Source organism: Cellvibrio sp. ARAG 10.3, assembly GCF_051846955.1.
Lineage (GTDB): Bacteria > Pseudomonadota > Gammaproteobacteria > Pseudomonadales > Cellvibrionaceae > Cellvibrio.
The window spans coordinates 40,797-67,594 of the sequence record NZ_JBPYCU010000015.1 but is presented as its reverse complement, the minus strand read 5'-3'; the positions used below and the strand labels follow the sequence as shown (position 1 = coordinate 67,594).

The window sequence follows — 26,798 nt, the reverse complement described above, 5'->3', positions numbered from 1 at the left end:
AAAAAGCCCGGAAAATTGCCGGGCTTTTTATTTTGCACGTTGTTTACCCCAACTTATTCAAGTTCAACTAACTGAATGTTGTCGAGATAGTAAGCATCATCATTGGTATTATCAGCGTTTCTAGATATACCTAGCGCAACCTCAATTGCGCCAGTTAATGCGGCGCCCTTAACGGGGTCTACAGTTAACGTAAACGTAACCCATTGGTCTACATTGCCTTCTGTAGGAATGTGGGAGTGGTAAGCAACGTTTTCCACATTAGCGCCACTGGTAATGCTTGTGCCTGCTAGCAAAAAGAAGTCCTTGTAAAAGTTATCCCCATCTTCCGTTAGGCCCAAAGAACTATGAGGCAGATAAGCATCCACCGTTACACTGTAATCCGCTAACGTTTTCCCTTCAGGAATTGTCACTTCAACCAATGGAATTGTATTGTAATTGCTTGGTTTAACTCTCAATACATTCAGAGAGTCTCCATTAGCGGGTAACCCGTCGCCTGCGGTAATAGATGCGATAGTTACCACTGATGCATCCAGCTCATCTGGAATAACCCAACCAGTTCCGCTATAAACTGTGCCTGCTGTGTCTTCCTCAAAATCGACCAGAAGCCCTGAGCCTGTACTGGAAGAGCTGCTTGAGCTTGAACCTTCTTCAGGAAGATCTATCAGCACACTTTTTACGAGCACAGCATCAAGAATGCTTTCTGTTGTTGGAGGTGTTGTAAGTTGAATGCCGAGAAACGTTGCATCGGCTACGGTGCGTTGTACCGTAATGGTATTATCACCCGCTTCCAACTCCGCCATCGTTATGTAAGTACCATAATCTGCTGTCGGACCATCGACAATGATCTGTAGCGTCAGCGTGTTATCGGTGATGTAACTTTCCGGTATGTTGATGACGACTTCTATATCTGCATTATCCAGCGTTGGATTTCCCGGTAGGGCTATTCTTGCCTGCCGCCGGTAATCGTCCCCCACCCACGTCAACGGCTTGATCGAGAGTGCCGAATTAATTTGATCGTGAGATAACTCCAGTTCGGTGGTCACGATCAGGTTTTCGGAACCGTTCACAAACCAGCCATCAATTCCCGCTTCAAAACCAAAACTCAAATCGGCGGAGGGGGTTGATGATGCAGCGGAGCTTTCACTGGAGGATGCCTCGCTGGATGCCGGTGCGCTGGAGGGCGCTTCGCTACTTGATGCAACGCTGCTGGATGAAGGTGTGCTGGATGAGCTGTTTGAATCGCTGTCGTTATCGCTTCCGCCGCAGCCGGTCAGCAAGGCGGCGATTAACAAGGTAAGGGATATTTGCTTGATCATGTGGTGTTCCTCTTATATTTATCTTTGAAACCGCTTTTTTTATTAAAACGTTGTTGCTGTGTTTCAACTACCCGAACAATTGCGTTGTCTTTATTATTCAGTTCAATCGCGGGTGGAAGATTGACTGCGTTTTACGACATATTTTCTGCACGAACTTGGAATAAACATTCGTGCTGGCTCGATCATCAATAAATTTATTTTTACAAATAAACGCATATATTGAGATCGAGTACTGCGGACATGCATTCCAATTTGAATAGTCTGAAATACATGTGTACAAGCAAACATAGCACACAGATATTCACAAAGACCATAAGGTGAAAGGATATTTTTCGCGCCGGGCGTTTTTTGCTGCGTTCTGTATGGATGGCGCCGAATTTAATGAAGAAGAATTATTAAAAGCGGGAGGATGAGGTGAATACGCCCGTGGGGCGAGCGTATTCCGGGAGCCGAGGTTGGCTTTTGGTTACCACTGCATGAGCTGTTTTAATGGCGGTGCCAGGTCTTTTGCCATAGCCGCGTGCTGTTCTTTGGTCGGGTGTGCATCGCAGCTATCGCCCGGATAATGATTGGATGAGAGCAGGTGGACCTGTGGATTGGTAATGCGCCGCTGTACTTCCAGCAGATACTCAGTCAAGGCGGCCTTCTTTTCGTCCTTTAATATGGCGCCCTCCGTCAAGACGACCTGCGCCTGTGGGTGCAGTTCAAGCAAGCGTTCGATGAGTCTGACATAGGTCGTGACATACGGCTCCCGCTCCGGAATGCCCTGACTGAAATCGTTGGTGCCGATGGCACTGAGGATAAGGTCGGGCGTGTAACGCCGATGATCCCAGATCACGGGGGATGTTTGATCGGCGATTGTCAGTTCAACATAATCCGGCAGATTTAACTCATCTGTCCGGCCATTCCAACTGCGCACCAGTCCGCGCCCGCCGTAACAGACCAGATGGACCTGGGCGTCAAGTGCGGCGGCGGTGAGCATGCCGTAGGACAGGCGCGGGTTCCACCAGCGGGTGTCTTTCTTGCAATCTGCCGTGCGCTCAATCGCTTCACCGCAAGTGACGGAATCCCCCAGGATCAGCATCCGCTTGTGGGGCAGTGGTGGTGGATCGAGCAAATCTCCGTCGGCAATCTCAATATGTTCAAGGGTGACTGTGCCATGCCAGGTTTCTCCACGGTGAATGATTGTTACCCGATGCGGCGATGCGATTGATTGCGCTTCAATTAAAAGTGGAATGCGTTGGCTTCGCTGCGCCAGCCGGATAACACGGGGTGCATTGTCATCAACGATAATCTCCAGATGACTTTGTTCACTTGTGCTGTGAGCTTGCAACCAAAGCATCTTGCCATCGGCTCGAAAGCGTGTCGTCACGCCAGGGTAAGAAAAACGGATGCCGCCATTGGTGAGAGGTTCGGTTCGCCCCATGGTTTGCATGCGGGCATCGGTCATTGCAATGCGGGAGATAACAGTATCGTTCATAAATTTCTCAACGCTATGGGGTGATGCGGCGCAGCCGAGGCACAACAGAATCACGCCCTGCAACCCCCATTTTTTTAACCAGCTGATCTTCATAAAAGGGCTCATAGGTAGGTTATTGAGGGCGGTCTTCTTCTAGCCACTCGCGCAGTGTTGGCATCATCGCCTCTGCCCAGATTTGGTAACCCGGTTCGGCGGGATGCAAAAAATCCGGCATGATATCGGGTGAAATCGAGCCGTCGTCCTGCAGCATCAAGTGACCGTAATCGCGGAAGAAAACCTGCTTGCCATCGTCGAGGGTTTTGATCAGCTTGTTGGCTTCGATGATCGGTGCGCGCATCGGGCTTTGTGCGGTTTCCTGATAAGGAAAGATGCCATTCACTAAAATTTTTGCCTTGGGAAAGGCTTCGCGCAGTGTGTCAACAACGGCGTTAACCCCTTGGAAAACCTCGTCCGGCCCTTCATTGTTTAATCCGAAATTATTGATGCCGACCATCAGCACCACGACCTTCGGATTCAACTTGTCAATCTCGCCGTTTTGCAGGCGCCATAATACATTGCCCGTCTGGTCCCCGCCGACACCGAAATTGGCCGCGTTATAGGGCGCAAAATATTTTTGCCAGAGAGCGGGCGTCCAGCCTTGGGTGATGGAGTCGCCGACAAATAACAAATCCACATTGCCTGCGCGCGCAACTTCCACGTCTTCGGCGAATTTCTGATGCCATTGCTCCACAGACATCCATGAATATTCAACGGTGCGCGGGACGGGAAGCGTAGATTTCGGTGCGGGTTTATCGTCAGCGCAGCCCGTTGCCGCAAACAACACTAGACATGTCATCAGCACGAGGTGATGTAACCGGTTAGATAATGTGGGTGTGTTTATCATCGGGTAGCTCCAGTCATCAGGCTTTTGTTAGCGGGGTTATTATTGGTGAGTTTTTTGTGTGCGCCTTACATCTTTAGGGCGAGGCGATCATTATTCGGGTGCAGACTGTGCACGCCCGCCAGATTTAAAATTAAATCCAGCAGTTCATCCCAGGGCTCTGCATTGCGCATGCCTTTAACTGCTTTATCGATACCGTTGGCTTTGCGCAACAGTTGTTGGAGTTGGGCGGGCTTCAAACGTTGCAATGCCGCCTTAACGAGCGGTTGGCGTTTATCCCACACGCCGGCCTGCTTCGCGGCCCAGTCAAAATGTTTTCCCTGGCTTACCGCGAGCGAAATCTGCACCAGGCTGCGAATATCGCGGGTTAATGCCCACAAAATATTGATGGGTTCCGTACCCTCGGTTTTTAAACCGTGGAGCGTTTTTACGGCAGCGCGCGCATCGCCGTGCAGGGCTTTATCCGCAAGCCCAAAGACATCGTAACGCGCGCTGTCGGCTACGACGGACGCCATCAATTCATAGCTGACGACTTTATCGTGCGCGAGCAGTTTTAATTTTTCGACCTCCTGCGCGGCAGCGAGCAAATTGCCTTCAATGCGCGACGCCAGTAAATCAATGGCGCTGCTGTCGGCACGGAGCCCGGCTTGCTGCAAGCGTGTGCCAATCCAACGCGGCAACTGTGCCGGCGTAATGGGCCAGACCTGAACATGAATGCCGGCTTCGTCGAGCGCTTTAAACCATTTGCTTTTTTGCGTAGCGCCATCGAGTTTATCGGTGACCACGAGTAGCAGGTTGTCACTGGCGGGTGACTGTGCGTATTCAATCAGCGCTTTGCCGCCTTTATCGCCGGGTTTGCCGTTGGGCATGCGCAGTTCGATGATTTTTTTCTCGGCAAACAAAGACAAACTGTTGGCCGCCGCGAGTAATTGGCCCCACTCAAAACTATTATCGGCATGGTACAGCTCGCGTTCACTGAAGCCAGTGCTACGTGCCGCCTGGCGAATAGCATCGCAGGCTTCCTGGATTAATAAGGGTTCATCGCCGCTGACGAGGTAAATCGGAGCCAGTTGTTTGCTGAGCGCCTGGCTCAGCTGTTCAGGGCGCAGCTTGGCCATGTGTGGTCTCGCTGGCGGTGGTGGGCGCTTTCAGGCTCACCGCTTGCAAGCGGCGCAGCATTTGTTGCGCGATATCGCGGCGCATTTCGCGTAATAACATGGCTTCTTCCTGCGCTGCGCTGCTGGCGTTACCCGCGCTGTAATCGTAAGTACGCGCGTTGGTGGCGGTAGTCATCGGGGCGAGTAACACGCCCTCGCGGTTGCGGATTTCGTAATCCACAGACAGGATGATTTGATAGGCACTGGTCAGTGCGTCACTACCCACGCCAGCGGTGCGGCGGTCATCCCGCTCCTCCACAATCACCAGCGAGTAGGGCGCTGCACTTGCTTCAGTGGCCGCGGTCACGTTATTGGCTTTGAGTAATTGTCTGACTTCGGTAATCAGTGCGCCGTGTGCGTCTTCAGCGGTAACAAAGATGCTGTCGATATTCGTCGGCAGATGGGTGGAACCGCGTAAATGCCAACCGCAGGCGCTGATCAGGCTGGTTATCAGTAAACAGGCAATAATTTTATTCATAACGATCCTGATCGGGTGTGGGTGAAAAAATCGGCGAAAAACCGCTGCTGCGGTAGAGCATTGTCGGATTACGCCTGCGGCTAATCCGACCTACGGTCAAACATTTAATTGGCGACGATATTAACCAGCTTGTTGGGCACGACGATCACCTTGCGCACAGTGATGCCATCCAGAAAACGTTGCACGTTATCTTGTGCCAAGGCCATCTCTTCCAGGGTTTTTTGCGGTGCGTCGATAGGCGCGTCCAGTTTGCTGCGCACCTTGCCGTTTACCTGCACAACAACTTCAATGCTTGAGCGCACCAAGGCAGATTCGTCCAATACCGGCCAGCTGGCGGTCAATGGAATGTCCTTGTGGCCGAGTGCTTGCCAAAGCGATTGGGTGATATGCGGCACGATAGGCGCGAGCACCAGAATCGCCGTCTCCAACGCTTCGCGCTCGACTGCCAGACCCTGCGGGTTGGCGCGGTCGGCCAGCTTGCTCACTTCATTAAGCAATTCCATGGTGGCAGCGATGGCGGTATTAAATGTTTGGCGGCGGCCGTAGTCATCACTGACCTTGGCAATGGTTTCGTGGGTTTTGCGGCGCAAATCTTTTTGCGCTTGCGGCAGGTTGGCGGCATCGAGCTTACCCGGTGTGCCGGCGTTGATATGACCTTCCACCGCTTTCCACAAGCGTTGCAGGAAGCGATAGGCGCCGGCCACGCCGGAATCGCTCCATTCCATGCTCTGTTCCGGCGGCGCGGCAAACATGGAAAACAGGCGCACTGTGTCCGCGCCGTATTGGTTGATTAATTCTTCCGGGTCCACCGTGTTGCCTTTGGACTTGCTCATCTTGGTGCCGTCTTTCAACACCATACCCTGGCAGAGCAAACGCTCAAAAGGCTCGTCACAGCTGACCAGGCCTTCATCGCGCATCAATTTGTGGAAGAAACGCGAGTAGAGCAAATGCAGAATCGCATGTTCGATGCCGCCGACGTATTGATCTACCGGCAGCCAGTAGTCGGCCGCCGCTTTATCGATCATACCGTCAGTGAAATTCGGGCAGGTATAGCGCGCGTAGTACCAGCTGGATTCCATAAAGGTATCGAAGGTATCTGTCTCGCGCTCAACGGCTTTGCCATCCAGCTCATCTTTGCGCCACTCAGGGTCGGCCTTGATCGGCGATTGCACGCCGTTCATAACCACATCTTCCGGCAACAAGACTGGCAGCTTGTGGGCCGGAACTGGGATTTCGCCACCTTCGGGCAAATTGAACATCGGGATCGGCGCGCCCCAATAACGCTGGCGGGACACGCCCCAATCGCGCAAGCGGTAATTGATCTTTACCTGGCCTTTTTTGGCTGCTTCCAGGGTGCTGGCAATCGCATCAAAGGCGGCGTTGAAGTCGAGGCCGTCATATTCGCCCGAGTTAACCAATAAGCCTTTTTCTACAAAAGCTGCTTTGCCCAGGTCAATCTCTTCGCCGTTCTGCGGCGCAATAACCTGCTGGATTGGCAAGTTGTATTTTTGGGCAAATTCATAGTCGCGCTGGTCGTGGGCTGGCACGGCCATCACCGCACCTGAGCCGTAATCCATCAATACGTAGTTGGCGACCCACACCGCAACCGGTTCGCCGGTAATGGGGTGCAGGGCTTTGATACCAGTATCCATGCCGCGTTTTTCCATGGTGGCCATATCGGCCTCGGCGACAGATTGCACTTTGCAGTCGGCAATAAACTGTGCAAGTTGCGGGTTGTTTTCTGCCAGCAATCTGGCGATAGGATGCTCCGCCGCCAGGCTCACATAGGTGACGCCCATCAAGGTGTCGGGGCGGGTGGTGTAGATCTCGAATCCGGCAAACTCACCGACGGGTTCGGCGAGGTCAAAGCGCATCTCCAGGCCGCGGCTTCTGCCGATCCAGTTGCGCTGCATGGTTTTCACCTGCTCTGGCCAGTTGGGCAGCTTGTCCAGGTCTTCCAGCAACTCCTCGGCATAGGCAGTAATTTTGATAAACCACTGGGGAATCTCTTTGCGTTCCACCAATGCGCCGGAGCGCCAGCCCCGACCGTCGATTACCTGTTCGTTAGCAAGTACAGTCTGGTCCACCGGGTCCCAGTTCACGGTTGCCATCTTTTTATAGACCAGGCCTTTTTCGTAGAGGCGGGTAAAGAACCATTGCTCCCACTTGTAGTAATCGGGCTTGCAGGTGGTGACTTCGCGGGACCAATCAAAGCCAAAGCCCAGCTGCTTGAGCTGGCCGCGCATGTGATCCGTATTGGAATAGGTCCACTTGGCAGGGGCGGTATGGTGTTTGATGGCCGCATTTTCAGCCGGCAGGCCGAAGGCGTCCCAGCCCATGGGGTGCAGTACATTTTTACCTTGCATGCGTTGGTAGCGCGCGATCACGTCGGTGATGGTGTAGTTGCGCACATGGCCCATGTGCAGTTTGCCACTGGGGTAGGGGAACATGGCCAGGCAGTAGAATTTTTCCTTGCTGGGGTCTTCCACGGCCTTGAAACTCTGGTGCTCCTCCCAGTATTGCTGGGCTTCGGCTTCTACGTGCGCGGGATTGTATTGCTCTTGCATGCTGGTTTACGGCCTATACTTAAGAAGGTAAAGAAAGGCGGTGATTATAGAGGTTGAGCCGCGTTTTTGGGTATAACCCCACGCGAATTACGCTTTTTTATTGTTTTTGCTGTCTGAATATCGAGTTCCCTCAGTTAACCATGCCAGAGGTAATCGCTATGAAATCGACCAATCAATATCACAATCCCTACCACTCTGACGCTGCCCAGGCCGATAATGAAGCAGGTATTATGGTCACCCTGCAGCAGGCCGTGGAGCATGAGCTTGATGATCTGGTGGCCCTTGAGTTGACCGCCGAGCGTATGGCGGAAGATGAGGCCGCGCTGCTTGGTGCTTACCTGTCTGATGATGCGGAAAAGGCCAAGGGCTTTTGGCATGATCTGAAAGACGAGTTGATGATGTGGGAGATCAGCACCGGGCAGCTCCTGCTATCGGCCGCCGACCCGACGCGCACAGATTGGCATCGCCACGGTTGGTGGCAGCACGACCAGGACCTCGACCTGCATTAAATTTCCTTCCGGTGGTATTCTCTTCCAGCCACCCGCCTCTCTTGCATGTAAAGGGCGCGCAGGGGCAGGTGGTCATCAACCTTAAAATACAATAAAAACCCCCCGGCTTTTGCCGGTGCGGTTCCGGTGAGAGATGTCCGTTATGTTTCCAATCCTCAACGGCAGGGGCTATGGTCGCCTGCTGGTGCTGTTGTTTTTATTGTCCCCCGGAGTAGCTGCCCACGTGTCGGAATTACCCCGCAAACCCTTGTATCTCTGGTCAGAGAAGGCCCTGGTAACGCCGGATCGTGAAGCGATCCAGAGTGAACGGGTGTATGGGGTGGATAACCCCTCCATTACCCCATTTTGGCCAGAGCCGAACCTGGCCAACGGTGCCGCTGTGGTGATCTTCCCCGGTGGTGGCTATGTTCGGCTGGCAATAGAACATGAAGGTTACGACATTGCCCGTTGGTTTAATCAACAGGGTGTAGCGGCCTTTGTGGTGAAGTACCGGATGCAGGAATATGGTTTCCCGGCACCCTTGCTCGATGGCCTGCGGGCGGTGCGCTATGTGCGAGCCCATGCGGCTAACTGGAAACTGGACGCCAACCGAATTGGGGTGATGGGTTTTTCGGCCGGCGGTCACCTGGCAACGAGTGTAGCGACCCGTTATGACTTTCGTTCAGAACAGTTAACCGATGACCCTTGGCAAAACGTCAGCGCCCGCCCGGATTTCGCCATCCTGGGTTATCCGGTCATTACATTGGAAGGACCTGACGCCCACACCGGTTCGCGGCAGGCGCTGTTGGGTGATAATCCCGCCCCGGAACTGGTGCGCGAAAACTCTTTGCACTATCAGGTCAAGGCCAAGGTGCCGCCGATGTTTATCATCCACGGTGCCAATGACAAGGCGGTGCCGGTGGGCAACAGCTTGGCACTTTTTACTGAAGTACAAAAACATAACAAGCAGTCCGAACTGCATATCTATCAGACCAATGTTCATGGGTTCGGGATGCGCAAGGGGGAGGGCACCGCCTCGGATTGGCCCGACGCCTTATTGAGCTGGCTGCACCACAATGGTTGGCTTGATGCGGGCGCCCAGCCGTCAGGGGTGAAACCATGAAAGCGTTGATGATTGTCCTGGCGGCCTGCTGTCTTGCCGCCTGTGCTACTCACTCTGGTGTGCCTGCTGCGCCAACCCTGTTTCTCGTCGGCGATTCCACCATGGCCGATCAACCCGAACATAAATACCCTGAACACGGTTGGGGGCAAATGCTACCCGAATTCCTTGCGCCGGGTTTGCATGTGCAAAACCATGCCATGAACGGTCGCAGTACCAAGAGCTTTCGCGATGAGGGTCGCTGGCAGATGGTGGTGGATCAACTCCAGCAGGGCGACCTGGTGGTCATCGGCTTTGGTCATAACGACCAAAAGATCCAGGACCCGGCGCGCTACGCTGAACCCTGGACGGACTATCGCGCCAACCTGCTGGCTTACATAGAGGAAGCGCGAAGCAAGGGCGCAGACGTGATCCTGGTAACGCCCATTCGCCGCCGCCACTTTGATGACCAAGGCCGCTTGCAGGAAACGCTGGGAGATTATCCTGCTGTCGTCCGCGAGCTGGCCCGTGACGCCGCCGTTCCCCTGGTGGATTTGAACCAGCTCACTGCCGCCTGGCTAACACAGGCGGGGCCAGAGGCAAGTAAGCAGTTGTATATGCACACCGCGCCCGGCCAATATGCCAACCTGCCGCCGGAGGGCAAGCAAGATGACACGCATTTGCAGGTTGACGGCGCGCGACAGGTGGCCGCGTTGTTTGCGGCGGAGGTTAAACGGCAGCAGTTGCGCCTGGCCAGATGGTTGAAATGACCTTTGTACAGTCGCGGGGCGATCATTTTTCAACCCTGTCCGACTTGTACTTTATCTGTGCCTGGCATACAATCGCCGCCCCTGAAAACCCCATACGACGCTAGTCCCAAACGCCAGAGCATATCGCTCAGCTACTTCGTGTCGTCCAAGCGTGTATTGGAGCAACTATGTACGCAATCTTTGAAAGCGGTGGCAAGCAGCACCGTGTAGTGGAAGGTGAAACCCTGAAGCTCGAAAAAATCGAAGTGGCCACCGGTGGCACTGTAGAGTTCGATAAAGTTTACCTGGTAGGCACCGGCAGCGACGTAAAAATCGGCGCGCCAGTGGTAGCCGGCGCTAAAGTGACCGCAGAAGTGGTTGCCCACGGTCGTGCAGACAAAGTGAGAATTATCAAATTCAAGCGTCGTAAGCACTCCATGAAGCGTCAAGGTCACCGTCAATGGTTTACCGAAGTGAAAATCACTGGTATCCAAGGTTAAGAGGATTAGAAAATGGCTCACAAGAAAGCTGGCGGTAGTACCCGCAACGGTCGCGATTCACAAGCGAAACGCCTCGGCGTTAAAGCCTTTGGCGGTGAAGTGGTTCCGGCGGGCAGCATCATTGTTCGTCAACGTGGCACCCGTTTTCATGCTGGTGTGAACGTAGGTATTGGTAAAGACCACACCTTGTTTGCCAAGGCTGACGGTCAAGTAAAATTCGAGGTTAAAGGTCCAAACAATCGTAAATTCGTCAGCATCGTTGCTGCCTGATTGCGATTGCGGATCATAGCTTGCGCTGCTTGACTGCGCTGGCACCTGAGAAGAATAAAGCCCTGTCGTTGTCGTCAGGGCTTTTTTTATTCAGGATGCGCCGCAAGCAGTTTGATCGTTTGTTCAGGATTGATTAGTTTAAATATTTTGGTTAACGCCGGGAGTTCACCGTGAAATTTGTTGATGAAGCGCCGATCCATGTTGAAGCAGGAAAGGGCGGTAACGGCATGATGAGCTTCCGCCAGGAAAAGTTTATTGCCAAAGGCGGTCCTAACGGCGGCGATGGCGGCGATGGCGGCAGTGTTTATCTGGTTGCGGATGAAAATCTGAACACGCTTATCGACTACCGTTTCCAACCCAAGTACAAGGCTGAAGACGGCCAGAAAGGCGGTAGTAAAGATTGTACCGGGCGCAAGGGTGATGATCTGTTTCTGCCTGTGCCGGTCGGCACTACCGTCATTGACACAGACACCGAAGAGGTATTTGGTGATCTGACCAAGCACGGTCAGCAATTGAAAGTCGCCCAAGGCGGTTTTCATGGCTTGGGAAATACCCGTTTTAAATCCAGTACTAACCGTGCACCGCGCCGCTTCACCTATGGTACAGAAGGTGAGGTGCGCAACCTGAAGCTGGAGATGAAGGTACTGGCTGACGTCGGCATGCTGGGGTTGCCCAATGCCGGGAAGTCGAGCTTTATTCGTGCGGTCAGTTCTGCCAAACCCAAAGTAGCCGACTATCCTTTTACGACCCTGATTCCCAACCTTGGCGTGGTAAAAGTTCAACAGTACCGCAGCTTTGTTATCGCAGACATTCCCGGTCTGATTGAGGGCGCAGCGGAAGGTGCAGGTTTGGGGGTGCGTTTCCTCAAGCATTTAACCCGCTGCCGTTTGCTGATGCACATGGTTGATATGGCGCCGGTGGATGATTCTGATCCGGCAGACAATGTGCGTGTTATTGCTGAGGAGCTGCAAAAATTCAGCTCAACCCTGGCAACCCGGGAGCGTTGGTTGCTGTTGAACAAAATCGACCTGTTGCCGCCCGATGAAGTTGAAGCGCGCTGCCAGGCGGTAATTGATTCACTTAAGTGGACCGGCCCGGTATTTCGTATTTCCGCCTTGCACCGCGATGGCACAACACAGCTTGCCGGTAGGATCATGGATCACCTGGAAGCCGTGTGGGAAGAAGAAAGTGAAAACCCGGAAGCGCGCGAGCGTGAGATGCAATTGCAGTTACAAATGGCCCAGGAAGCCCGCGACCGTATTGAAGAGTTGCGCGAGGCACACCGTGCTGCCAAGCGTGCTTTGGGCGAAGATGATGACGATGACTTCGATGAAGGCGACTATGACGTTGAAGTCGAATACGTAAGGTAATTTGATGAGCAAACGAGATCTCATCCCCCAGGCCAGGCGCTGGGTAGTCAAGATCGGCAGCGCGCTGCTGACCAACGATGGCAAAGGACTGGATGCCCGGGCAATCGCTGGCTGGGTTGCGCAAATGGCCAAGCTGCGCCAACAAGGCATTGAACTGGTATTGGTCTCTTCCGGTGCCGTAGCGGCGGGTATGCGTCGCCTGGGGTGGTCGTCCCGCCCGACTGAAATTCACCAGCTGCAAGCCGCCGCTGCCGTCGGACAGATGAGCCTGGTGCAAACCTACGAGGTGGAATTTCAGCGCTACGGTTTGCTCACTGCACAAGTATTACTTGATCACGATGACCTCTCTTCGCGTCAGCGTTATTTGAATGCTCGCTCCACGTTAAAAACCTTGATTGGTTTAAGCGTGATTCCCGTTATCAATGAAAACGACACGGTGGTGACAGATGAAATCCGCTTTGGCGATAACGATACTCTGGGTGCACTCGTCGCCAATTTAATTGAAGCGGATTTGTTGGTCATTCTTACCGATCAATTGGGTATGTACGACAGTGATCCGCGCAGTAATCCGAATGCGAAATTGCTGAGCGAAATCGCTGCTGAAGAGCCAGAACTGGAAAAAATGGCGGGCGGCGGTGGAGTATTGGGGCGCGGTGGCATGATCACCAAAGTGCGCGCGGCGCGCGTGGCGGCCCGCTCGGGTGCGGACACGGTGATTGTCGGTGGCCGAATTGAAAACGCGTTATTGCGGTTGGCAGACGGCGATAACATTGGCACCTTTCTGTGGGCGCAGCAGCAACCGCAGGCGGCGCGCAAGCGCTGGATCTCCGGGCAGCTGCAAACGCGTGGCACTCTCGTACTGGATGATGGCGCGGTGCGCGTCGTGCGTGAACAGGGCAAAAGTGTATTGCCTGTCGGTGTAAAAGAAGTGCGCGGTAATTTTACGCGCGGTGACATGGTTATTTGTGTGGCGCCCGACGGGCGAGAAATCGCGCGTGGTCTCGTGAACTACCACGCCGACGAAGCGCGCAAGATTATCGGTAAACCGAGCAGCAAAATTGAAGCACTGCTCGGCTACAAAGACGACGAAGAACTTATCCACCGCGACAACCTCGTCCTCTCCTGAGCTGCGCAGATCGTAGGTCGGATTAGCCAACGGCGTAATCCGACACTCTCCCCAATTTAAAAAATACCACGCAGCAGCACAGCAATCTTGCGGAGTTTTTTAGTAATACCGCAACTCCGTCGCCTTCCCCCAAAACACCCGGTAAGAAAAAATCGTGTAGGCAATAATCGCCGGCAACACAATCATCACACCCACCAAAATAAACCACAGCGATTCCGGCGCGCTGGCCGCCTGCCAGATGTCCATCTCACCCAGAACGATGTACGGGAAGAAACTGTAACCCAGCGCAAAAAAACACAAGATAAAAATAATCGCAGCACCAATAAAAGGGATGCTACAACCAAAATCATTTTCATAGGGAAATTTGCTGAGATAGCGTTCGACCATCATAAAAGTCACAAAGCAGACTGCCGGAATAATCAACAACAACAGCGACAAGGGGCTACCAAGCCACTTCTCAAAAACGTTGTGACTCATCAACGGGTTCACGGCAGATACGGCAATAATACCCAACGCCATAAACCACATGCAGATGCGCGCCCAATAAGCGGCGCGCATCTGTAATTCTCCTTCGGTTTTCATGACCAGCCAGGCGGCACCGATAAAGCTGTAACCCGCCGTGACACAAATGGCGCTGAGCCCGGCAAAGGCGAAAGCCGCCGGTGTTTCTTCAAACCCCATCACGAACATGCCCAACATATAACCCTGCGCCAATGTGGCCAATAATGAGCCGAATTTAAAAATCCGGTCCCACAGCTCTTTGTGGTCAGCGGGTGCTTTAGCGCGAAAGTCAAACGCCACACCGCGCATAATTAACCCGCCCAGCATTGCTGTTACCGGCAAATAAAAATGGTACAAAATCAAACTGTGTGCACTGGGAAAGGCAATCAACAAAATGCCGACACCCAACACCAGCCAGGTTTCGTTGGCGTCCCAGAAGGGACCGATAGAGGCAATCATCGTATCGCGTTGCGGGTCGGAATCGGCGGGTAATAAAATACCGACGCCGAGATCGTATCCATCCAGCATGGCGTAAATCAGAAACGCCAGCCCCATCAAGCCGGTAAAGATGACCGGCAACCAATAAGCTTCACCTGTTAAATCCATAACAAACCTCAGTTACGTCAGTGCAATTTATTTGCCGTGAATCGGATTGTGTTGCTCTTGCAGTGTCGGCATTTCATCAGGACGATCAACCAGCACTGACTTGCGAGCCATAACGAATAAGGTACGGATATAAGCAATGAGCAGCACTACATAAAGCGTCAGATAGATGCTGAGTGAAATGGCGACATTGCTGCTTGCGACGCTGGTGACGGCATCCGCTGTTTTTAATACGCCGGTGACCAGGTAAGGTTGCCGACCGATTTCCGTTACATACCAACCGGCGAGCGTAGCGATCCAGCCGGAAAAGCTCATGGCTACCAGTACGCGCAGCATCAAGGGCGGCAAGCTTTTTCTACGCCATAACAATACGCTTGAGGTCCAGGAGATGATCAACATCAACAAACCGATACCGACCATCAGGCGAAATCCATAGAACAAGGGTTTTACGGGAGGATGTTCACCCTGGAATTCGTTTAATCCTTTCAGCTCGCCTTCGACATTGTGCGTCAGGATCAGGCTGGCGAAGTCGGGCACTTCAATCGCGAACAGGTTTTTCTTTTCAATTTCGTCGGGGATCGCGAACAACACCAACGGCACACGGTTACCGGTTTCCCAGATGGCTTCCATTGCGGCAATTTTTGCCGGCTGGTGTTTCAGGGTATTCAGACCGTGCAAATCGCCCATGAGAATTTGCAAGGGTATCAGGATGGCTGCCGCGAAAACGCCGACCTTTAAGGCCAGCCGCGGTGCGGGTTTATGATCGCCTTTCAAGATACGGTACGCAGAGATTCCCGCAATTAAAAACGCAGCGGTCAAACCGGATGCGAGCATCATATGCGTCAAACGGTACGGCATCGAAGGATTGAAGATAATCTCCCACCAACTCAGGGGAAAGGCGACGCCGTCGCGCATTTCGAATCCGGCAGGTGTTTGCATCCAGGAATTTAAAGCGAGAATCCAGAAGGCCGAGAGGCTGGTACCAATGGCGACCAATAGCGTGGCAAGTGTATGCACACGGGCTGAGACACGATTAATACCGAACAACATGATGCCAAGAAAAGTGGCTTCAAGAAAAAAGGCCGTTAAGACCTCATAACCTAACAACGGGCCGGCGATGTTACCCACCGTTTCCATATAGCCGGGCCAATTGGTGCCAAATTGAAACGACATCACCAAACCGCTGACAACACCAATCGCAAAACTCAACGCAAAAATCTTCACCCAAAAACGATAGCAGCGCATCCAGACGCCATCCTGTGTACGGTTGTATTGCACGCGGAAAAACAACAGGAACCAACATAATGCGATGGTGATGGTGGGAAATAAAATATGGAAACTGATATTGGCCGCGAACTGGATGCGGGAGAGCAGGAAGGTATCTAATTCCATACGAGGTACCTCAAAAAAAGCGGCATGAACGGTTGCGTAAATACGGTGGTAATGATTTTTTGTCGGATTACGCCTTGCGGCTAATCCGACCTACTTTAATGCTTGGCTGTGCTTAACCATTTGTCTTTCATATCCAGCACTTTGCCGATGCTGTTGCCGAGCTTGAGCAGTTTGTGCAGACGGTCCGTATCGAGCCGCTGAATCTCCGTTGTCCAGAGTGTCAGCATTTCAATCAGGTCATGCATTTCCTGCATGCGTTGCTGCGCGTACTGTTCATCGGGGCTGGCCGGCTTGTTCATAAGCAGACTGCGCAAGGTAGAAAGAGTTGGGTCGATCTCGCGTTTGCGGCGTTGCTCTATCAGCGTTTTGGCAATTTCCCACACATCCGCTGGCGCGGAATAATATTCTTTACGATCGCCGGGGATATGTTGCAGGCGCACCAGTTCCCATGACTGTAATTCTTTGAGTCCCATGCTGACGTTGGAGCGGGAAAAGCCGAGCGCCTCGGCAATATGATCGGCTGTGAGCGGTTCAGGGCTGAGCACCAATAAGGCATACATCTGGCCGACGGTACGGTTAATTCCCCAGCGGCTACCCATTTCGCCGAAGTGAAGGATGCAGGCCTGGATCATGGGGGTGATTGAGATTGGCATAAGTGTTTCCTGTATTTTCAGTAATTTCTGAAATTACAGAAATAAATGGTATGAGTCAAGGTTCCACAAGAGACAAAATAGGGAGCGGGTTTTTCCTTTTAACCCTTGAGGGTTCGATATCACTGTGTTTTTGCTAACAATGTAACCGATATCATTGAAATTATTTTCGCGCCGTGGATAAGGCAGGTCGAGGTTAGTTGAAGTGACCTTCACTACCCATCATCATGATGAAAATACGAATTATCATGCGGAAATATAGCGTCCCCGCTTTTAAAAGCCGTAGGGATGAAAAGCCCTCTGAAAGTGCGCTCATGACAGAAATTTCTTTCTATACAGGGACGAAATGATCAAAATATACTCAATTTGTAACCGTTTTCATGCGGGCTAAAGCAGTGGATGTAACCGCATTTTCACTCTGCTTGTAGCGGCCTAAAACCCTGAAAAAACAGGGGCATACGTGGGCTCAAGGGGCTGGATTGATTTGTTTTATAGGTGAATAATAGGGGCACCTGCACCGGAATCAGACGCCGCTGAAAAGAGCACTATGCCATCAGTTCGATCCTGTGACCCGATCCGGTCAGGGTTTAAGCATCGGCTTTTGGTTCTACCTCTGAGCCCGGACATTATTCCGGTCTTCTCTTCAATCGAGTTCTTGTATCTTCGCAATCAAGTGAGTAGTGGACAATGACGCAGCAACGCAAGCCCATCGTAATCGCCAACTGGAAGCTCAATGGCGGCCTGGATCTAATCTGTACCTCCGTGGCTTCGTTTATCGGTAAACACTTTGAAGCTCAGATCGTCATTTGTCCGCCTTATATTTACATGCGCGACATGATGACATTTTTGCAGTATTCCGAATTGCAAATCGGCAGTCAGAACGTCAGCAAATTTAAATCCGGTGCATACACCGGTGAAACCTCCGCGCAAATGCTCAAGCAGGCGGGCTGTGCCTTATGCCTGATCGGTCACTCCGAACGCCGGGCCATGTTTGCGGAAAACAATCCCGGTTGCCGTACCAAAGTCCAGCTCGCACTCAATCATGGTTTGTTGCCGGTACTCTGCATTGGTGAAACCAAAGAGGAACGCGAAGCGGGTACGGCAAAGGAGGTTATCTTCACGCAACTGAGTGAGGGTTTGCTGGATATCGATTTGACCGACAAAGACATTTGTATTGCCTACGAACCTGTGTGGGCGATTGGTACCGGCTTGGCGGCAACACCGGACATGGTGCAGGAAATTCACCGATTTATCCGTGACAAACTGGAAGCGCTGTATAACCCGACGGTGGCCCAGCGTGTCCGTATTGTCTACGGCGGCAGCGTGAACAAAACCAATGCCAAAGAATTGTTAAACCAGGAAGATATTGACGGCTTGTTGGTCGGTGGCGCGAGCCTCGATCCCGACCACTTTCTGGAGATTTGCAAGCAAGCGAATAATGTTGCGCAGGTATAACAAAAACATTCGCTATCAATAAAGGTTGTTTTCAAAGATATCTTTGGGTGAGAGCAAAGTGTTTTCGTGAATTAACGAAGACAGATTTTTAAAGATGACCTTACCGGAACTCTTTCCGGCATTTAATCAACCAACAAGCGGGAGTAGATTGAGATGAACGCACTCGTGAACAAAACGCTGGTACATGCAGTGGCACCCGGAGTGGCAACGGGTGATCAGGTACAAACCCTGTTCGATTTCGCGAAGCGGGGGAAGTTTGCTTATCCTGCGGTCAATGTGGTGGGAACCAATTCCATCAACGCTACGCTGGAAGCCGCCCGCCAGGTGAATTCGCCGGTCATTGTGCAGTTATCTCACAGCGGTGCCGCCTTCTTTTTAGGCAAAAGCGTAAAGCTGGATGGACACCAGAGTTCCATCCTCGGCGCCGTGGCGGCTGCGCAATATGTACACACGGTGGCCCGTGTATATGGTGTACCGGTTATCCTGCACACCGACCATGCCGCAAAAAACTTGTTGCCCTGGATCGATGGTTTGTTAAACGCTGGTGAAGCGCACTACGCACAAACGGGCAAGCCATTATTCAGCTCGCACATGATTGACCTGTCGGAAGAACCTTTGCACGAAAACGTTGAATTGTGTGCGGAATACCTTAAGCGCATGAGCAAGATGGGCATGACGCTGGAGATTGAACTGGGCTGTACCGGTGGTGAAGAAGACGGTGTGGACAACACGGGAATGGACAGCTCGGCACTGTACACACAACCGGAAGATGTTGCCTACGCCTATGAAGTGCTATCGGCCATCAGTCCACGATTTACCATTGCGGCGTCCTTTGGCAATGTGCACGGTGTGTACAAACCGGGCAATGTAAAACTGACGCCGAAGATCCTTAAGAACTCGCAAACTTACGTGAGCGAAAAATTTGCTGTGCCGGAAAATACCTTGAATTTTGTGTTCCATGGGGGCTCCGGTTCGGAACCGGCCGATATCACCGAAGCCATTGACTACGGTGTGGTGAAGATGAATATCGACACGGATACCCAATGGGCTGCGTGGCAGGGTGTAAAAGCGTATATCGAAGCGAACCACGCGTATTTACAGACCCAGATCGGCAATCCCGACGGCGAGGAGAAGCCCAATAAAAAATACTATGACCCACGTGTCTGGTTGCGCAAAAGTGAGGAGTCCATGGCCAAGCGCCTGCAACAATCGTTTGCGGATCTTAATTGCATTAATCAATACAGGTAGTGATATGCACGATGTCAGTAAAGCCCTGCGCGCCGACGGCGCCACGCCAGAGTTGGTAGCACTGGTTGACATAATCCTGGGCGCTGCAACGCAGATTGCCCAATGCGTCCGACAGGGCGCATTGGCGGGTGTGCTCGGCTCAACCGACGATGAAAATATCCAGGGCGAGACGCAAAAGAAGCTGGATGTGATTGCCAATCAGTTGCTCAAGAATGCATTGCTGCAATGTACAGATGTTTGTGCGCTGGCTTCGGAGGAAGAGGATACACCGGTTGTCGGAAATCCGGAGGGCAAGTACCTGGTGGCATTTGATCCGCTCGATGGCTCATCGAACATTGATATCAACGGGCAGGTCGGGACAATCTTTACCATTTTTCCGGCGCTGCGTGATATCGCGTTTGACAGTGAACAACAATTCCACCAACCGGGTACGCAGCAGTTATGCGCCGGTTATGTGCTTTATGGTGGTTCAACTCTATTGGTTGTTTCTGTGGGTGGCGCAACCCGATGTTTTACCCTGGATGCTGCCAGCGGCAATTTCGTGCTCACGCAGGCCAGTTTAGACATACCCGCAGACACGCAAGAGTTTGCCATCAACCTGTCTAACCAACGTTTCTGGCGCCCCGCTTTCAAACAGTATGTGGACGACTTAATCGCCGGGGACACCGGTCCCCGCAAAAAAAATTACAACATGCGCTGGAACGCGGCGATGGTCGGTGATGTGCATCGCGTATTAATGCGCGGCGGTATATTCAGTTACCCCTCGGATAGTCGCAATCCCCGCCAGCCTGCCAAGTTGCGCTTGCTGTATGAAGCCAACCCCATGGCCTTCTTGATTGAAGGTGCAGGTGGCAAAGCCTGGACCGAAGCGCAACGCATACTCACCCTTCAGCCAACCGCACTTCACCAACGCGTCGCTGTTATCCTCGGCTCTGCAAATGAAGTAGATACGTGTCTGGCGTACCTGAAATAGTCCTGATCGCGCGCTTCATAGCGCGCTGCTTCTTGTGATAGAAAAAATATGGACAGCTTGTGAAAATCAGCTGTCCATATACTGTATTTTTCCATCGCCTAACGCGCATTTATGTGACAGGATGCATGTGGCGTAGTATTCGGCGACATGGAATGAACAGTTATGGTTGATATCCGTCATAAGCGGTGTTTTTAGATCAAATTTGAATCAATTTGATTGTTTTTTATATGGCATAGTAATCAACCCTAGGATATATTGCGCGCTTTGAAGCACCTTCCAACCCTGGTGACGGATCACGTTGTTTATTCAACAAGGTACGCATATACATGTTACAGGCCGTCAACAACGCATTTTCACTCCCGTCCATTAAAACTGACTCGCAATCGCAGCCTTCCATTGAGCCTACCGGTGCCGATGTCATTGTGGGCTATTTACAGTACGTGGGGATTGAGGTGGTCTTCGGTGTACCGGGTGGGGCGATAGAGCCGCTACTGAATGCCTTGGCCCGGAGCGAGCGCCAGGGTGGTCCGCGATTGGTTGTGGCGCGGCACGAATGCGGCGCAGCCTTTATGGCGGATGGCTACTATCGCGAGACTGGCAAGATGGGTGCTGTGTGCAGTACCACTGGTCCCGGTGCCACCAATCTGCTGACCGGCGTAGCCTCTGCCTTTGTCGAAGAAATTCCAATGCTGGTGATCACGGCGCAAACACCCTTGCCCAAATTCGGTAAGGGCGCGTTGCAGGAGTCCAGCTGCACGGCTATTGATACGGTAGGCATGTTCCGCTATGTCACGCGCTTCAATACGCTGGTGTCCCACCAGGAACAACTGGAAAACAAATTGATTTCGGCGATCATGAGCGCGCACCAGGGCACTCGTGGTCCGGTGCATCTCAGTATTCCTTCTGATGTACTTCGCGCACCGATGAACACCCAGCGGATTCATAACGATTTACTTATCCCAAATTTTTCTGTGGTGGATGATCTCGCCATCGGGCGCCTGTGCGAAAAGCTAGCGCGTGTTGACCGCATGGTGATGTATATCGGCAGTGGGGTAGGGCGGGCCGCCAGAAAGCTGGTGGAGTTTGCTGAGCTCACCAATACCCCGTTTGTGACCAGCCCCACCGGCAAATCCTGGGTGGATGAAACGCACCCTTTATATCGCGGTGTTTACGGTTTTGCCGGTCACGATAGCGCCCAACAGTTGTTGCAACAGCCTCATGTAGAACTGGTTCTGGCGGTGGGAACGGCGCTGGAAGAGTTGGAGACCAGTGGCTGGAGTGCAGACTTGCTGAATCACAAGCTGGTGCACATCGAGGCATGCGCGGATCATTTCATTCGCTCACCCATGGCTTGCCTGCACGTCTTTGGCAATATCGAACTTGTATTTGACCGGTTGCTGGTACAGGTGAAAACTGCGCGGCAGTGGGGGCGCCAATGGCAGTCTCCGCCCATGCGTAGCAGCAAGAAGAATATTTACAACAGCTATGTCACCCTGAAAGAACCGGAGAAGTGTTTATCCAACGAGGCTCCGGTCAAACCGCAACGTTTGATGGCATATCTTTCCAAGGCACTGCCTGACAACGCCCGGCTCTTTGTTGATGCGGGTAATGGTTGGTCCTGGGCAACACATTATCTGACTCGCTCCAATAGTGAGGGGCTGTATCGCGTTGCGATGGGGTACGGCTCCATGACCTGGTCCATTGGGGCAGCTATCGGTTCCGCGCTGGCCAATCGTGGCGCCCCGACGGTATGTATCCTGGGTGATGGTTCCTATTTGATGAGCGCACAGGAAATTACCGTGGCGGCGCAACAAAAGCTCCCGATTGTATTTGTGGTATTGAATGATGCGGCCATGGGGATGGTGATGCACGGCCAGATGCTCGGTCAGCAAGAGTCGATCGGCTGGCAGTTGAATGATGTGAATTACGCGGCGATGGCCCGCGCGATGGGGGTAGACGGTATGGTGATCGAGCGGCCGCAGCAACTGGATTTGCTCGATCTGGATGCCTTGTTTGCCAAGAGCGGCCCAACTTTGCTGGATGTGCGTATCGACCGGGATGAAGTGCCTCCCATGGGCGATCGTATCAAAGGTCTGGCACAGCAAGCCGGTTCGGCGACGCCGGGCGGCTGATGGCAGGTTTGGTTTAATGCAGGTTAACCCGAAGGGTGTGCTGGTATATGCTAGGCTAGAAAGGAGCTTAGCCGGGAGTTTTATGCGTGTCGTCTATTACCACTAATAACAATCAAGCTTTATCGCTACCCACGATTCTGATTGTGAATAACGATCCGGCAGCGCTGGACCAGATTGCAACCTGCCTGACAAAAGCCGGTTATTCCCGTCTTGCCTCGGTGGATTCAGCGACCAAGGCGTTGCGTTATCTGCGTCATCATCCCGTTGACTTATTGATCGTTGATGTTGATACCCGTGATCTCGATGGCTGGCGTCTGTCGCGCCTGGTGCGCAGTGGCATTCTGAACTGCCGTGCAGACCTGCCGATTATTATTGTGACCAGCACCTGGTGCGAGCGCATAGCCGAGGTGACGGCACGGGAATACGGCATCAATTATCTGGTGCCGCTCAACCATCTGTATCGTTTGCCGGAATTGGCCAGGCATTTGTCAGTTGAGCGCAAGGGCGAACTGGCCCGGCCGCGCTTGTTGGTGGTGGAAGACCAGCAGGATACCGCGGATTTAATCAAGCGCGTATTAACCACCCCCTTTGAGATTGAAGTGGCGGCCGACGGCGAAGCCGGATTACAAGCCTGGCGAGCGCGGCGCCATGATCTGGTGTTGCTCGACATCATGTTACCTACCATGTCCGGGCGCGACATCCTGATCGAGATTCAGCGTATCGACCCGAACCAGCCGGTGGTTATCATGACCGCGCACACCACTATTGATCAGGCCGAAGAATTAATGTTGCTCGGGGCCGTGGATTTTCTACCCAAGCCCTTTCGCGCCGAACAATTGCGCAAGGTCTGTGACATAGCCATCCATCGCGATGACTTTTTAGTCAGTAACGCCCAATTTGCCGCGCGGGTGAAATCCCTTGAAGCCCGTGAAATGGCCTATCGCAACTTGTACGAAAGCCATCATCAATTGCTGGATGATCTGCAATCGGTGGTAATGGAGTTGGATAAGGATTTTAAGATCTGTTTCCTCAATCGGGCATGGGAAACCATGATGGGTTTTTCTATCGAGGAATCTCTCGGTTCGTCCCTCGAAATGTTTATTGCACCGGAGGATGCTGCGCACTTCACACTCTTCAAAGAAAAGATCACCCTGGCGTTATTGCAGAAGAAACCCTGTCCGGAAATCGAGTTGTGTTTGTGTGATCGGAAAAACCAGAAAATCTGGACTCAGTTAAAACCCAGCCGTTCGACCCGCGCAGAAAATACATCCACGCTGACAGTGTGCCTCGACAATATTACCGAGCGGCGTGAGACGCAGGAGCAACTGAAATACCTGGCGATGCATGACTCCTTGACGGGCTTGTTCAATCGCCACTTTTTTGAGTCCACACTGGAACAGCTGGCTGCTGATGCGTTGCGCAACAATCGTCACCACGGCCTGGTGTATATTGACCTGGATCACTTTAAAGTCATCAACGATACCTTCGGTCACCAGAAAGGTGATGAGGTGTTGCGGGAAATGTCGTTGCTGCTGGGCAAGCGTATTCGCAAGCCGGATTTGCTGTGCCGTCTGGGTGGTGATGAATTTGCCGTGTTGCTGCATGATATCGGCGGTGAGGAAGCGCATCACTTTGCGCGGGAAATCCAGAAGATTATCGGCGACTTCGGTTTTCAGTTACACGACCAGCGCATGAATCTGGGGTGTAGTATCGGCCTCTCTCTGATCGACGGCAGCACGGCCAATTCCGAAGAGTATTTAATGCGCGCTGATATAGCGCTATATGTAGCCAAAGGCCGCGGTCGCAACCTGATTCACCAATACGACCCGCAGGACAACGAAAGCGACGAGTTGCGGCGCTGCATCAACGTGTCACAAAAAATTCGTCGCGCTATCGCGGAAGATCGAATGGTGCTTTACTTTCAGCCGATCTTCGATGTAAAAAAGCACGAGATTTCCTACTACGAAGCGTTGATTCGCATGCGCGAGAGCGACGGTCGAATTATTGGACCGGCGGAGTTTATTCCTGCACTGGAAACCTCCGGTGAAATGCATCTGTTGGATCGCTGGATTATCAAACTCGCCAGCAGGGCATTGAAAGATTACCCGGAGCTTAATCATATCGCGATCAATCTCTCGGCCCAGGCATTTAAAGATGAGAGCCTGGTGCCTTCTATCCTTGACTGTCTGCAGGAAACCGATGTCGATCCCAGCCGAATCACCTTTGAGCTGACGGAAAGTGATAGCCTGTTCAACCTGCATATTACCCAGCGCGTTATTGCCGATCTGCATTCATTAGGATGCAGTTTTTCGGTGGATGATTTCGGCTCAGGTTTCAGCAGCTTTGCCTATCTGAAAGATCTGCCTGCTGACTATATAAAATTGGATGGTTCTTTTATCCAGAACCTGCACCGCGATACGGTTGACCAAACCCTGGTGCGCTCGATCATCCAGGTGGTGCAGGCGCTGGGTAAAAAAGCGGTGGCGGAGTACGTTGAGAATCAGGAAATTCTGGATATCTTGCAAGAAATGGGTATTGATTTTGTGCAGGGCTTCCACATCGGCTATCCCTTGCCGATCGAAAAATTATTTGGCGAAAATGCTGGCGTGTCCCCCGCGTCTACCAAACCTTCCACGTTGATGAGCCGCTTTACCCGTTCCTGAATTCAGTCCGCATCCGGCACGGGCCGCGGTGCCGCGCCCTGATAATCAATGTCGTTGCAGCGCAGCGGCAGGAAGGTCTCTGGCGGGCGATGATAGGTGTCGAGATAACAGGCGGTTACGCCGCTGGCGACCATACCCGCAAACATTTGATAGACCTCTTCGGGCGTAAATCCTTGGTCGGACAGGAAAGCCGACATGTATCCATTAATATTCATGCCTTCATCAAATCGGCGCATTAAAACCCGCTCTATTTCATAGGCTAGCGCGAGATGTGGTCCGATCTGAAAACCGAGCTTTTTGCTGAATTTTTCCATCGCTTCCAAGCGTTCATCGCCTTTAGCGATAGGGCGAATGTAACCTACGATGTAAGGCTTACCCCGGTTAGCTGCTGTTATCTTCTCAACAATATCCGTTGCGGACGCGCCCGCCTGATGCTGGTGAAATGCATCCTGGATAAATGCTACACCACCCAATAAGGTGTAGGGGCCATAGGACCGTGAATCTGCTGCCAGAGAGCCTATGGTTGTGGCAGCGACCACCGACGTGCGCGCTGAACCGGCCAGGGCGCCAATTTGGTTACACCAGATCCGTGGGTCTGGCCAACTCAGGCAGCCGTAGATGCCTTCAATCCAATCTGCCAGCGGTTTTTCGATTAATTTGCCTGTGGCATTCAACACCAGAATTTGGAAATAGGATTTTTCTCCAACCAATTCCTCCAGCATGGAGTAACCGTGACAGAAGACGCCTTTGCCGGGAAACCACCCACCGGTTTTACTGAAAATTTTTCCGCGTTTTTGTTCGAGAAGGTCGATGTGGGAAATACTGCTGCATGTCACTGCCGTTCTATCGTTCGATAACATAGTTTTCGTCACTCACAAAGGGCATCGCGGTAATTGGTTTGTTGGCTAGCTCAAGGCCATGAGCGATCAATCCAGGTGCGCCAAGTAATTGGAACAGACAGCCACCGGCGCGAGGATGAAAGCCGAGGTCCGAAAATACTGCAGCGGCTACGCCGGTGGTTAACCATCCACATCCGTGCGGCTCAAGTGCGGTGGCAAACTGATTTCCCCAACACAATGCATCACCAGCGGCTTCCTTCTTCATGAGTTGTCGGGCGATTTCTTTTGCCATGAGATCAACACCACCAAAATGTTCGCCGAATCCTGGAAAATCACTTCCCTGCGGGTGAAATGTATTTACCATCTCGGCAGCTACAACTGCAGGAGCTTCTTGCTGCCGCTTCCGTAAAAAGCGCATGGCTGATTCGATTTCACCTCCGCCAAGATGCTCGCCACCAAGGACTGCTGAGGCAATTGGCAGGATATGCAGCGGGTCTGTTTTTCCAACGCCGACATTCATAGCCGCGCGAGTGGCCGTGTGGCGTGGCCCGGGATTGATTAACGCAATCATCAGTGATTGTAGTAACTGGGCTTCGGCTTTGCCGGGAAGCTCACCGCGAAAGAGCAAATAAAATACGTCGACGAAAGAACGCTTTTCCATTAACTCAATCAGGTCATAGCCGTGGCAGAAAGTTTTTGCTGCAATGTAAGGATTGTCATCGCTAGGCAGTTCGGACCAGATGCGAGTTGCTGTTTTTTCGGTAAAAGGTTCGTTGCGGCTGCGCACCTGATCGTGCTTGGGCTCTTCTGACATGGGAACATTCTCGCGGGGTAAAAATGTAGAAATATAGGAACAGAAATA

Annotated in this window: 23 protein-coding genes; 12 read left to right on the top strand and 11 right to left on the bottom strand. The window is 52.5% G+C overall.

The features are described from left to right. Positions 1-53 precede the first annotated feature (53 nt). From ACSV5M_RS16820 to leuS, 6 genes are all read right to left on the bottom strand, one after another. Positions 54-1,316, bottom strand: coding sequence for a hypothetical protein (locus ACSV5M_RS16820; protein WP_439177546.1), 1,263 nt, complete (start codon positions 1,314-1,316; stop codon positions 54-56). Between the two features lie 466 nt (positions 1,317-1,782). After that, positions 1,783-2,889, bottom strand: a complete 1,107-nt coding sequence (gene axe2C / locus ACSV5M_RS16815) for a bifunctional acetylxylan esterase/glucomannan deacetylase AxeC2 (RefSeq protein WP_439177544.1) — start codon at positions 2,887-2,889, stop codon at positions 1,783-1,785. A 19-nt stretch (positions 2,890-2,908) separates the two neighbouring features. Then, positions 2,909-3,679, bottom strand: a complete 771-nt coding sequence (locus tag ACSV5M_RS16810; protein WP_439177543.1) for a GDSL-type esterase/lipase family protein — start codon at positions 3,677-3,679, stop codon at positions 2,909-2,911. 65 nt (positions 3,680-3,744) lie between these two features. Continuing rightward, positions 3,745-4,794 (bottom strand): DNA polymerase III subunit delta, encoded by a 1,050-nt coding sequence (gene holA / locus ACSV5M_RS16805; RefSeq protein WP_439177542.1) that lies wholly within the window; start codon positions 4,792-4,794, stop codon positions 3,745-3,747. After that, a complete protein-coding gene (locus ACSV5M_RS16800; RefSeq protein WP_439177540.1) occupies positions 4,775-5,311 on the bottom strand; it encodes an LPS-assembly lipoprotein LptE in 537 nt (178 codons plus the stop codon). The genes holA and ACSV5M_RS16800 overlap by 20 nt, the downstream gene beginning before the upstream one ends. Before the next feature lie 104 nt (positions 5,312-5,415). Continuing rightward, entirely contained in the window at positions 5,416-7,878 is a 2,463-nt protein-coding gene (gene leuS / locus ACSV5M_RS16795) for a leucine--tRNA ligase (protein ID WP_439177538.1), read from the bottom strand. 158 nt (positions 7,879-8,036) lie between these two features. Here leuS and ACSV5M_RS16790 point away from each other — a divergent pair, with 158 nt between their 5' ends. The 7 genes from ACSV5M_RS16790 (at position 8,037) to proB (ending at position 13,480) form a co-directional block, all read left to right on the top strand. Then, positions 8,037-8,387, top strand: coding sequence for a hypothetical protein (locus ACSV5M_RS16790; RefSeq protein WP_439177537.1), 351 nt, complete (start codon positions 8,037-8,039; stop codon positions 8,385-8,387). Positions 8,388-8,529: 142 nt separating this feature from the next. Continuing rightward, the gene (locus ACSV5M_RS16785; protein ID WP_439177535.1) at positions 8,530-9,489 is read left to right on the top strand and encodes an alpha/beta hydrolase; all 960 of its coding nucleotides are present in this window, start codon (positions 8,530-8,532) and stop codon (positions 9,487-9,489) included. Beyond that, positions 9,486-10,235 (top strand): rhamnogalacturonan acetylesterase, encoded by a 750-nt coding sequence (locus tag ACSV5M_RS16780; RefSeq protein ID WP_439177533.1) that lies wholly within the window; start codon positions 9,486-9,488, stop codon positions 10,233-10,235. The genes ACSV5M_RS16785 and ACSV5M_RS16780 overlap by 4 nt, the downstream gene beginning before the upstream one ends. A gap of 167 nt (positions 10,236-10,402) precedes the next feature. Next, entirely contained in the window at positions 10,403-10,714 is a 312-nt protein-coding gene (gene rplU / locus ACSV5M_RS16775) for a 50S ribosomal protein L21 (RefSeq protein ID WP_439177532.1), read from the top strand. A 12-nt stretch (positions 10,715-10,726) separates the two neighbouring features. After that, positions 10,727-10,984 (top strand): 50S ribosomal protein L27, encoded by a 258-nt coding sequence (gene rpmA, locus ACSV5M_RS16770; RefSeq protein WP_087466625.1) that lies wholly within the window; start codon positions 10,727-10,729, stop codon positions 10,982-10,984. Positions 10,985-11,154: 170 nt separating this feature from the next. Then, positions 11,155-12,354, top strand: a complete 1,200-nt coding sequence (gene cgtA / locus ACSV5M_RS16765) for an Obg family GTPase CgtA (protein ID WP_439177531.1) — start codon at positions 11,155-11,157, stop codon at positions 12,352-12,354. 4 nt (positions 12,355-12,358) lie between these two features. After that, positions 12,359-13,480, top strand: a complete 1,122-nt coding sequence (gene proB, locus ACSV5M_RS16760; RefSeq protein WP_439177529.1) for a glutamate 5-kinase — start codon at positions 12,359-12,361, stop codon at positions 13,478-13,480. A gap of 99 nt (positions 13,481-13,579) precedes the next feature. Here the strand turns inward: proB and ACSV5M_RS16755 are convergent, their stop codons facing one another. The 3 genes from ACSV5M_RS16755 to ACSV5M_RS16745 form a co-directional block, all read right to left on the bottom strand. Then, on the bottom strand, positions 13,580-14,587 hold the full coding sequence (locus tag ACSV5M_RS16755; RefSeq protein WP_439177527.1) for a cytochrome d ubiquinol oxidase subunit II: 1,008 nt from the start codon (positions 14,585-14,587) through the stop codon (positions 13,580-13,582). Between the two features lie 27 nt (positions 14,588-14,614). Beyond that, entirely contained in the window at positions 14,615-15,976 is a 1,362-nt protein-coding gene (locus tag ACSV5M_RS16750) for a cytochrome ubiquinol oxidase subunit I (RefSeq protein WP_439177526.1), read from the bottom strand. Positions 15,977-16,071: 95 nt separating this feature from the next. Continuing rightward, positions 16,072-16,629: a GbsR/MarR family transcriptional regulator gene (locus tag ACSV5M_RS16745; RefSeq protein ID WP_439177525.1), complete on the bottom strand. Its 558-nt coding sequence runs from the start codon at positions 16,627-16,629 to the stop codon at positions 16,072-16,074. Positions 16,630-17,313: 684 nt separating this feature from the next. Here ACSV5M_RS16745 and tpiA point away from each other — a divergent pair. The 5 genes from tpiA to ACSV5M_RS16720 all read left to right on the top strand — a co-directional run bounded on the left by tpiA (position 17,314) and on the right by ACSV5M_RS16720 (position 25,097). Beyond that, positions 17,314-18,081, top strand: coding sequence for a triose-phosphate isomerase (gene tpiA / locus ACSV5M_RS16740; RefSeq protein ID WP_439177524.1), 768 nt, complete (start codon positions 17,314-17,316; stop codon positions 18,079-18,081). 153 nt (positions 18,082-18,234) lie between these two features. After that, positions 18,235-19,329, top strand: a complete 1,095-nt coding sequence (fbaA, locus tag ACSV5M_RS16735) for a class II fructose-bisphosphate aldolase (protein WP_439177523.1) — start codon at positions 18,235-18,237, stop codon at positions 19,327-19,329. Positions 19,330-19,333: 4 nt separating this feature from the next. Next, positions 19,334-20,302, top strand: a complete 969-nt coding sequence (locus ACSV5M_RS16730; RefSeq protein WP_439177522.1) for a class 1 fructose-bisphosphatase — start codon at positions 19,334-19,336, stop codon at positions 20,300-20,302. 326 nt (positions 20,303-20,628) lie between these two features. Then, positions 20,629-22,434 carry a thiamine pyrophosphate-binding protein gene (locus tag ACSV5M_RS16725; protein WP_439177520.1) on the top strand — a complete coding sequence of 602 codons (1,806 nt, stop codon included), beginning with the start codon at positions 20,629-20,631 and terminating at the stop codon, positions 22,432-22,434. An 86-nt stretch (positions 22,435-22,520) separates the two neighbouring features. After that, on the top strand, positions 22,521-25,097 hold the full coding sequence (locus ACSV5M_RS16720) for a GGDEF/EAL domain-containing response regulator (protein ID WP_439177519.1): 2,577 nt from the start codon (positions 22,521-22,523) through the stop codon (positions 25,095-25,097). Between the two features lie 2 nt (positions 25,098-25,099). On the opposite strand, the gene ACSV5M_RS16715 is transcribed toward ACSV5M_RS16720, so the two are convergent. Continuing rightward, a complete protein-coding gene (locus ACSV5M_RS16715) occupies positions 25,100-25,957 on the bottom strand; it encodes a hypothetical protein (RefSeq protein WP_439177517.1) in 858 nt (285 codons plus the stop codon). Next, positions 25,941-26,750 (bottom strand): citrate synthase, encoded by an 810-nt coding sequence (locus tag ACSV5M_RS16710; protein ID WP_439177516.1) that lies wholly within the window; start codon positions 26,748-26,750, stop codon positions 25,941-25,943. The genes ACSV5M_RS16715 and ACSV5M_RS16710 overlap by 17 nt, the downstream gene beginning before the upstream one ends. Positions 26,751-26,798 lie beyond the last annotated feature (48 nt).

Coding starts and splice junctions, on each gene's coding strand:
- ACSV5M_RS16820 (WP_439177546.1), bottom strand. CDS start 1,316: ATGATCAAGCAAATATCCCTTACCTTGTTAATCGCCGCCTTGCTGACC.
- axe2C (WP_439177544.1), bottom strand. CDS start 2,889: ATGAAGATCAGCTGGTTAAAAAAATGGGGGTTGCAGGGCGTGATTCTG.
- ACSV5M_RS16810 (WP_439177543.1), bottom strand. CDS start 3,679: ATGATAAACACACCCACATTATCTAACCGGTTACATCACCTCGTGCTG.
- holA (WP_439177542.1), bottom strand. CDS start 4,794: ATGGCCAAGCTGCGCCCTGAACAGCTGAGCCAGGCGCTCAGCAAACAA.
- ACSV5M_RS16800 (WP_439177540.1), bottom strand. CDS start 5,311: ATGAATAAAATTATTGCCTGTTTACTGATAACCAGCCTGATCAGCGCC.
- leuS (WP_439177538.1), bottom strand. CDS start 7,878: ATGCAAGAGCAATACAATCCCGCGCACGTAGAAGCCGAAGCCCAGCAA.
- ACSV5M_RS16790 (WP_439177537.1), top strand. CDS start 8,037: ATGAAATCGACCAATCAATATCACAATCCCTACCACTCTGACGCTGCC.
- ACSV5M_RS16785 (WP_439177535.1), top strand. CDS start 8,530: ATGTTTCCAATCCTCAACGGCAGGGGCTATGGTCGCCTGCTGGTGCTG.
- ACSV5M_RS16780 (WP_439177533.1), top strand. CDS start 9,486: ATGAAAGCGTTGATGATTGTCCTGGCGGCCTGCTGTCTTGCCGCCTGT.
- rplU (WP_439177532.1), top strand. CDS start 10,403: ATGTACGCAATCTTTGAAAGCGGTGGCAAGCAGCACCGTGTAGTGGAA.
- rpmA (WP_087466625.1), top strand. CDS start 10,727: ATGGCTCACAAGAAAGCTGGCGGTAGTACCCGCAACGGTCGCGATTCA.
- proB (WP_439177529.1), top strand. CDS start 12,359: ATGAGCAAACGAGATCTCATCCCCCAGGCCAGGCGCTGGGTAGTCAAG.
- ACSV5M_RS16755 (WP_439177527.1), bottom strand. CDS start 14,587: ATGGATTTAACAGGTGAAGCTTATTGGTTGCCGGTCATCTTTACCGGC.
- ACSV5M_RS16750 (WP_439177526.1), bottom strand. CDS start 15,976: ATGGAATTAGATACCTTCCTGCTCTCCCGCATCCAGTTCGCGGCCAAT.
- ACSV5M_RS16745 (WP_439177525.1), bottom strand. CDS start 16,629: ATGCCAATCTCAATCACCCCCATGATCCAGGCCTGCATCCTTCACTTC.
- tpiA (WP_439177524.1), top strand. CDS start 17,314: ATGACGCAGCAACGCAAGCCCATCGTAATCGCCAACTGGAAGCTCAAT.
- fbaA (WP_439177523.1), top strand. CDS start 18,235: ATGAACGCACTCGTGAACAAAACGCTGGTACATGCAGTGGCACCCGGA.
- ACSV5M_RS16730 (WP_439177522.1), top strand. CDS start 19,334: ATGCACGATGTCAGTAAAGCCCTGCGCGCCGACGGCGCCACGCCAGAG.
- ACSV5M_RS16725 (WP_439177520.1), top strand. CDS start 20,629: ATGTTACAGGCCGTCAACAACGCATTTTCACTCCCGTCCATTAAAACT.
- ACSV5M_RS16715 (WP_439177517.1), bottom strand. CDS start 25,957: ATGTTATCGAACGATAGAACGGCAGTGACATGCAGCAGTATTTCCCAC.
- ACSV5M_RS16710 (WP_439177516.1), bottom strand. CDS start 26,750: ATGTCAGAAGAGCCCAAGCACGATCAGGTGCGCAGCCGCAACGAACCT.